The 7,401-nt window shown below is 61.4% G+C and carries 7 protein-coding genes; all 7 read left to right on the top strand.

All coding sequences use genetic code 11. The features are described from left to right. The coding region (locus K2Y56_RS01450) for a zincin-like metallopeptidase domain-containing protein (RefSeq protein ID WP_292504118.1) at window positions 1-251 on the top strand (251 nt) is incomplete at its 5' end. Between the two features lie 312 nt (window positions 252-563). Then, the gene (gene repA / locus K2Y56_RS01445; RefSeq protein ID WP_292504115.1) at window positions 564-1,793 is read left to right on the top strand and encodes a plasmid partitioning protein RepA; all 1,230 of its coding nucleotides are present in this window, start codon (window positions 564-566) and stop codon (window positions 1,791-1,793) included. Continuing rightward, complete coding sequence (repB, locus tag K2Y56_RS01440) at window positions 1,790-2,857, top strand: plasmid partitioning protein RepB (RefSeq protein WP_292504112.1); 1,068 nt, start codon at window positions 1,790-1,792, stop codon at window positions 2,855-2,857. Before repA ends, repB begins: the two co-directional genes overlap by 4 nt. 141 nt (window positions 2,858-2,998) lie before the next feature. After that, complete coding sequence (gene repC, locus K2Y56_RS01435) at window positions 2,999-4,213, top strand: plasmid replication protein RepC (protein WP_292504109.1); 1,215 nt, start codon at window positions 2,999-3,001, stop codon at window positions 4,211-4,213. Window positions 4,214-4,493: 280 nt separating this feature from the next. Further along, window positions 4,494-6,161 carry an OFA family MFS transporter gene (locus K2Y56_RS01430; protein WP_292504105.1) on the top strand — a complete coding sequence of 556 codons (1,668 nt, stop codon included), beginning with the start codon at window positions 4,494-4,496 and terminating at the stop codon, window positions 6,159-6,161. Between the two features lie 417 nt (window positions 6,162-6,578). Further along, window positions 6,579-6,785, top strand: a complete 207-nt coding sequence (locus K2Y56_RS01425) for a hypothetical protein (RefSeq protein ID WP_292504103.1) — start codon at window positions 6,579-6,581, stop codon at window positions 6,783-6,785. 225 nt (window positions 6,786-7,010) lie between these two features. Beyond that, window positions 7,011-7,361 (top strand): helix-turn-helix domain-containing protein, encoded by a 351-nt coding sequence (locus K2Y56_RS01420; protein WP_292504101.1) that lies wholly within the window; start codon window positions 7,011-7,013, stop codon window positions 7,359-7,361. Window positions 7,362-7,401 lie beyond the last annotated feature (40 nt).

Raw genomic sequence — 7,401 nt, 5'->3', positions numbered from 1 at the left:
GCTTCGGCAGCCGAGCCTACGCGGCCGAGGAACTCGTGGCCGAACTTGGGGCGGCCTTCGTCCTAGCCACGCTCGGGCTCGCTGCTGAGCCTCACACCAACCACGCTGCCTACATGGCCGGCTGGCTCCCGCTCGTGCGTGACGATCCCCGTGCACTCGTCACCGCAGCCTCCCTCGCCTCTAAAGCCGCCCAGTTCCTCGCGCTGCCCCCGTCACTGACCGAGGCGGATACCACCCAGGGACCTGCCTAAGCCCAGACATCTATCCGCTGCCACGTCGGTCATCGGAGGTGCCGCGTGAGCGACGATCGTTTCCTTGTCGGCACAGCGCGCCCGTGCACCGCGAATGATCGCCACGAGCCTGCGATCAGCCCTTGGAACTTCAGTGCCGACCGAACATGCTCGCCCTTCAGTCGTAAAATGCCCAGGTCTACACCCAGCCTAAAGCTCCGCGACGCCCTACTCGCTTTTAAAGCTGGACTCCTGTGGCTAAATCACACTCCCTGGATCATAGTAGCGGCGATACGGTGAGATTCGCTATTTCACCGTTAATGAGAGAGGGTAATGAACCCACACGTTCAGCACGACGAGACATTGCGTCCGACGTCCGGACAGACGGCCGGTCACCATGCAAAGCTCCTCGGCGCGAAGCTGCGGGAGATCGCATCCGTTGTGTACTCTCCCTCCGAGGTGAAGACGCTGCGGCGGTTCACGTCGGGAGAGGTTGCGCGCATCCTTGGCGTAACGGATGGTCGGATCCGTCAACTCTCCCCCGAGCTGCTGGTTTCGAAGCATGAAGTAGGGCCCGGTGGACGACGTCTCTACACGTTGGCCGACGTCCATGCCCTACGAGCCCACCTTGGGGAAATTGATAGGGTAGGGCGCCAATATCTGCCGCACCGCGACGCGGAGAGGGGCGAGCACCTGCAGGTCGTCGCCTGTGTGAACTTCAAAGGTGGCTCCGGCAAGACGACTACCGCGGCACATCTCGCGCAGTCGCTTGTCCTACGCGGGTATCGCGTGCTCGCAATTGACCTCGACCCGCAGGCCAGTCTCTCGACATTGTTCGGAGTGCGGCCCGACAATGAGCTCGCTCCTTATCCTACGATCTACGACGCGATCCGGTATGGAGCCGAACGGCGTCCTATGCGTGAGGTGATCCGACAGACCTACTTCACAGGGCTCGACCTCGTGGCGGCCGATCTGGAGCTTGAGGTCTTCGAGTTTGAGGCACCAATGGCTGCCGCCCGACGGAAGGCTACCGATCTGGAGCCGCCCTTCTTCGCCCGCATAGCCCTCGCCCTCGAGGAGGTCGAGGCAGACTATGACGTTGTCGTCGTAGATTGCCCCCCCCGGCTTGGCTATCTGACAATCGCCGCGCTTTGCGCCTCCACGGCTCTACTAATCACGATACATCCGCAAATGATCGATGTGGGCTCAATGCGGCAGTTCTTGACGATGATGGACGAGATTATGGAGCCAGTCCGTGAGCAGGGCGCTGCACCGACACACGACTGGTTTCGGTATCTTGTCACCCGGTTCGAGCCGCAAGACACTCCACAGACCGAAGTTGTCGCTATGCTGCGTGGCTTGTTCGGCGATCATGTGCTTTCGAAGGCCATGCTGCAGTCAGCTGCCGTGTCGAACTCCGGCCTGCGAGGGCAGACCATCTACGAGACGCCACTGCGTCGTGACGAGGTCACCGGCTCGACCTATCGGCGCGCACTTGACGCGCTGGACAACGTCAATGGGGAGATCGAGGATCTGATCCGCAAGGCGTGGGGCCGCTCGTGAGTCAGAAGAAGCGCCTCAGCGCTATCATGGGTGCGCCAATTCTAGAGACACCTGCTCAAGACGAGTCTCTAGAGATTTCAATGGTTTCACCTCCGTTGGCAGATGCCAACTCGTCATCATCATCCCAGGTAAAACGGTCGGGTGCGGCAAGATCGATGGGCTCAATGTGGCGCGACATGGCTGCCACGGCTCAAGCGGCTCCAGAGAACACGGTCGTTCAACTCGACCCGACGCACCTTGATCCTTCCTTCATCGAAGACCGCGTTGCCGACTCCACGGATCATACCTTCCCCGCCTTCGTCGAGAACATCAGGGAGCAAGGTCAACAGGTACCAATCCTCGTCCGCCCGCACCCAATGGGGGAAGGACGCTACCAGATCGCTTACGGGCGGCGTCGCACACGCGCTGCGGCCCAACTCGGACGTCCGGTGCGGGCTATCGTCCGCCCACTTACTGACGAGGAGCTTCTCGTCGCTCAGGGAAACGAGAACCTTGAACGCCAGGATCTGAGCTACATCGAGCGGGCATTCTTCGCCTTTAATATGGAGAAGGCTGGCGTCACCCGCGACGTGATCTCGGCTGCCATGGGCTCTGACAAGGGGGACCTGTCGCGCTATATCATGGTCGCAGAAGCGATCCCGACCGAGATGATCGCCGTCATAGGCCCGGCACCAAAAGTCGGACGCCCGCGCTGGCTGACGCTCGCCGACCGCGTGAAGGTTGCCTCTCCCTCGCAGATTAGCTCGGCGCTCGGCGCGCCGGAGCTTGCTACAGTGTCCTCCGATAAGCGCTTCGCGAGCGTGTTGAAGGCGCTTGCCGATTCGGTGAAGTTGGAGCCTACCAGAGCTCTACCTAAAGTGGAGACGCTGAAAGATAAGCGTGGGTTGAAGATCGGAAGTCTGGAGCGCAGCGCATCCGGCACCCGGCTCACCCTCGACAAGTCGCTGAGCCCGCAGTTTGGCGCCTATGTTGCCGCTCGGCTCCCCGAACTCCTCACGGCCTTCCAGGCCGATGAGGCTCACCCGACCCGTAACACAAACCAGGGAGACGACGTACCAGAATAGGAAAAGGCCCCCCGAACCGCGTCCGGAAGGCCCTCTCTCGTCGTAAGCAAGCGTAGAGAAGCACATCTCCCGGCACATCGTCAAACGATTTCGCGCCGATTCGGCGGACGCCCTCTCTTTGCCTGGTGCCCGGCAGAGACCATGAACCTTCATATCACGACGCCCTTCGGGCGCCGGCCGCTGACGGCTGCGCATCTCCAGGCGCAGGCGGCCGCCGCCGCGTGCTCACCAGAAACCACTGTCAACAAATGGGCAGTGTTTCGGCATATCGCCCAGGCCAAGGACATGATCGGTGTGTCCGACAGGGCTCTTGCCGTCCTTAACGCGCTTCTCAGCTTCCATCCTGAAACGGCGCTGGTCGCGGGGCAGGGGGGCGATCTTGTCGTCTTCCCATCAAACGAGCAGCTTCGTCTGCGCGCTCACGGCATGGCTGAGACCACGCTCAGGCGCCATCTGGGCGCATTGGTCGAGGCTGGCCTCCTAATCCGCCGAGACAGCCCGAACGGCAAACGCTACGCCCGGAAAGGGCAGGGCGGTGAGATCACACAGGCCTTCGGATTTGATCTCACGCCGATCGTCTCCAGAGCGTGCGAGTTCAAGCAGCAGGCCGAGATCGTCGAGGCCGAACGCCGGGAACTGCGGCTCGCGCGTGAACAGGTCACGATCCTGCGTCGCGACGCAGCCAAGATGATCACCGCGGGCGTGGAGGGCGGCCACGAGGGAGACTGGACAGGGCTGCGAGCCCGCTACGCGTCGATCGTTATGGCGATACCTCGGACACCAAGCTCAGCGGATCTGAAGGCCTTACGGGGAAGTCTAGCCATGCTTGTTGCCGATGTGGGCAACGTCCTCATTCAGCGATCAGAATCCTATATTTTGGACGGCAGTGACAGCCATTCTGAGCGGCACATACAGAATTCAAAAACAGATACTCTAGATTCTGAACCGGCATCCGGGAACCATGCTGAAGACGCCGGAGAATCAACTCCTGCAATGGCACGCTCGCCCGAACAAAGGTACCCTCTCGCTATGGTGCTCGATGCCTGCCCAGATATCCGGGACTACACCCGCGCCGGCGCGGAGATCCGCTCCTGGCACGATCTTGTCGCAACTTCCGACCTAGTAAGGACCATCCTCGGCATCAGCCCAGCAGTATGGCGTGAGGCGCAGGCGACGATGGGAGCAGAGACTGCTGCCGCAACAGTCGCGGCAATCCTACAGCGAGCCGAGCACATCAAGAGCCCTGGAGGGTATCTGCGGGCGCTCGTGGAACGCAAAAGGGCAGGGCGGTACAGTCTGGGACCGGTCCTCATGGCCCTGAACCGTACACGTCTCGCACAATGCCGGGCGTCCTGACCGCCTATACCGCACCAAGTGTCAGGATAGTTATTCAGGCTGGTTTATTGGGCAACAGAAAACCAGTCATATTTTCCCGACAGAAACAGGGGCATTTGCGGCTGTTCGATCCTAGCTCAGCACTTTTGTCAGGAAAACGATCGTTTTCCTGGCAAGCCGCAGGCTTAGATGCTGCGCTGAGGAGGTGCGTAGCTCCACTGCATAGCTTCACGATCAGCGTCGTGCTTTAATCCCTTGAATAACAAGGCCCTACGAGGCCAATCAGGGAGAGAAGCTCGAAATGAATGTTCGCGTCGCTGACGCGTCCGTAGCGGACGCACGTACTTATGGCTGGCTGTCCCGAGAGAATACAATCGCAAAGCCGGGCTTCAACCGCTGGCTGGTACCGCCGGCTGCCCTGGCAATCCACCTCTGCATCGGAATGTCCTACGGCCTGTCGGTGTTCTGGCTGCCCCTGTCGCGGGCGCTGAGCGTCGGCCAGCCGACGCCGGCGGCCTGTCCGGACATGAGCATCGCCACGGCCCTGTTCACGACGACCTGCGATTGGCGCGTCAGTGATCTTGTGACGGTCTTCTCCATCGGCATCGTCATGCTCGGTCTCGCCGCAGCGGTCTTCGGCGGCTGGCTCGAACGTGCCGGTCCCCGTAAAGCCGGTTTGGCTGCAACGCTCTGCTGGGGCGGTGGCTTCCTGATCGGCGCCTTGGGTGTCTACCTGCACCAGCTCTGGCTGATTTGGCTCGGCATGGGTGTGATCGGCGGCATCGGCCTCGGGCTCGGCTACATCTCTCCCGTATCGACCCTGGTGAAGTGGTTCCCCGACCGCCGCGGCATGGCCACCGGCATGGCCATCATGGGCTTCGGCGGCGGCGCCATGATTGGCTCGCCGCTGGCCAACATCCTGATCAACACCTTCAAGACTCCCACTTCCGCTGGCGTCTGGCAGACCTTGGCGGTGATGGGCGGCCTGTACCTTGTCGCGATGACCTGCGGCGCCTTCGGCTACCGGGTACCGCCCGCCGGCTGGCAGCCCGAGGGCTGGAGCGCACCGGCCTCGAAGAGCGCGATGATCACCTCCGGCCACGTCCATCTCGATAAGGCCCACAAGACCCCGCAGTTCTGGCTGCTCTGGATCGCGCTCGCGCTCAACGTCTCAGCGGGCATCGGCGTTCTCGCGCTGGCCTCGCCGATGCTGCAGGAGATCTTCGGTGGTGCGCTGATCGGCCAGCCGGGTCTCGGCTTCGCGCAGCTCGATACCGGGCAGAAGGCCCAGATCGCGGCGGTGGCGGCCGGGTTCGTCGGCCTACTCTCCCTGTTCAATATCCTCGGGCGCTTCTTTTGGGCCTCGATGTCGGACAAAATCGGCCGCAAGGTGACCTACGCGACCTTCTTCGCCCTTGGCTGCCTGCTCTACGCGGCGGCACCCTGGGCCGCGGGCATCGGCTCGAAGGCGCTGTTCGTGCTGTTCTTCTGCGTGATCCTGTCGATGTACGGCGGCGGCTTCTCGACGATCCCGGCCTACCTCGCCGACGTCTTCGGCACACAGTTCGTCGGTGCCATCCACGGGCGGCTCCTCACTGCCTGGTCGACCGCAGGCGTCGTCGGCCCCTTCGTGATCACCGCGATCCGGCAGGCGCAGGTGGATGCCGGCATCCAGGGTGCGGAACTCTATACCCGCACGATGTACATCCTGGCGGGCTTCCTGGCGGCAGGCTTCGTCGCCAACCTTTTGGTGCGCCCGCTGGCGGCACGCTGGTTCATGAGCGACGCAGAGGTCGCTGCAGCGGAAGCCAAGGGCAGTGCGGCCTCGGCGCCCCTGCGTTCCGGGTCTTACGGGATTGGGCGCGGCGGCTTCAGCCCGCTCGCAGGTCTTGCCTGGCTAGCTGTTGGGATCCCGATCCTCTGGGGCATCTGGACCACGTTGGCGAAGACGCTGATCTTGTTCAGCTAACTGCGGTCCTATCGATTTGACAGGTCTCGGCATTCGTTTGAAAGCCGGGGCCTGTTTCTCGAAATTGATCCGCGTTCCCATAGCACTCAGTCAGTAAACGGCTCGGCATAAGCCGGGCCGTGTCGCTTTCAGATCAGCGATCTTGAATTCCGAGCAGCCTTTCCTGACGGGTTTTTACGTCAGAAATACGGTCGAATTTTCGACGCGTGCCAGGATATGCGCCCCGCGCCTGTCGCAGCGACGGGAGCTTGAGCAGAAAGTTTGCCCTTTCGTTCAGCAGCGCAGGGCTGCGTTGGCTCGTCAGCAAGCTCTTTGAAGTGATGCCAACCCATCAGATCAGATATGGCGATACCGAGGGTTCTACAGGCTCCCGTCGCAGCTATCATTCTTGGCAGAATAGGAACGATGGAGACAGAAATGGACGCCAAGCAGCAGGAGCTGGAGGCTCGGATCGTGGCAATCGAGTATACCTTGCAGGTGGTCGTCAACTGCTTGTCCGATCGCCAGTCAATGGACCGTCAGAAGGTCTTGAGGCTGCTCCGAACGGCAGCTGAAACGCCAAAAGCGGGAGCTTCGAACCCGTCGGTTCCAGCGGCATTGATCGCTCTCGCAGAGCATCTCTAATTGCCCTCACCATCGTCGCTCATCCAAGGCCACTACCATCCCGCGGCAACAACAACGGTAATGCTACACTGAGTTCCGTTAGCGGCTTTGCCATACCTGGAAAGGCTGCCGGAAGGGGTAAGGGTCAACCCTCAAGGGCGTCTCATTCTCAACCATGGCAAACTCCAGTGCACGCAGACTCGGCCACGTAGGACAGATCATTCCGGAATAGGGAGCGCAGATGGCATGAGTATAATATCGCCAGCACAATGCAGAGCTGCACGAGCCCTCCTGAACTGGTCTCAGGATCAGCTGGAGACCCGTTCGAAGGTCGCTAAAAAGACGATTGCGGATTTTGAGCGCGGTGCGCGCGGGCGCCTGCTGGAGGCAACCGAGGATTCGCTTTCCAAGGCTTTTCTGGAGGCAGGGATCGATCTCATTGCGCAGGATGGCGGCGGCGACGGAGTCCGGTTCAGGCGCCCGGTTCCTCGCTTTGCTCAGCTATTCCGACGTGACAACATCGAGCAGCGGAACTGGGTGACCTTCGCCTTCGACTATAAGGGGTCGGTACACAGAACGGACCCAGATATACGCTAAGGTTTTGCCGTGCCTTCGACGGCGCGCATCTGGCGAAGCG

It is taken from the genome of Methylobacterium sp., assembly GCF_019745455.1.
Lineage (GTDB): Bacteria > Pseudomonadota > Alphaproteobacteria > Rhizobiales > Beijerinckiaceae > Methylobacterium.
This window is presented reverse-complemented; position numbering and strand designations above follow the sequence as displayed.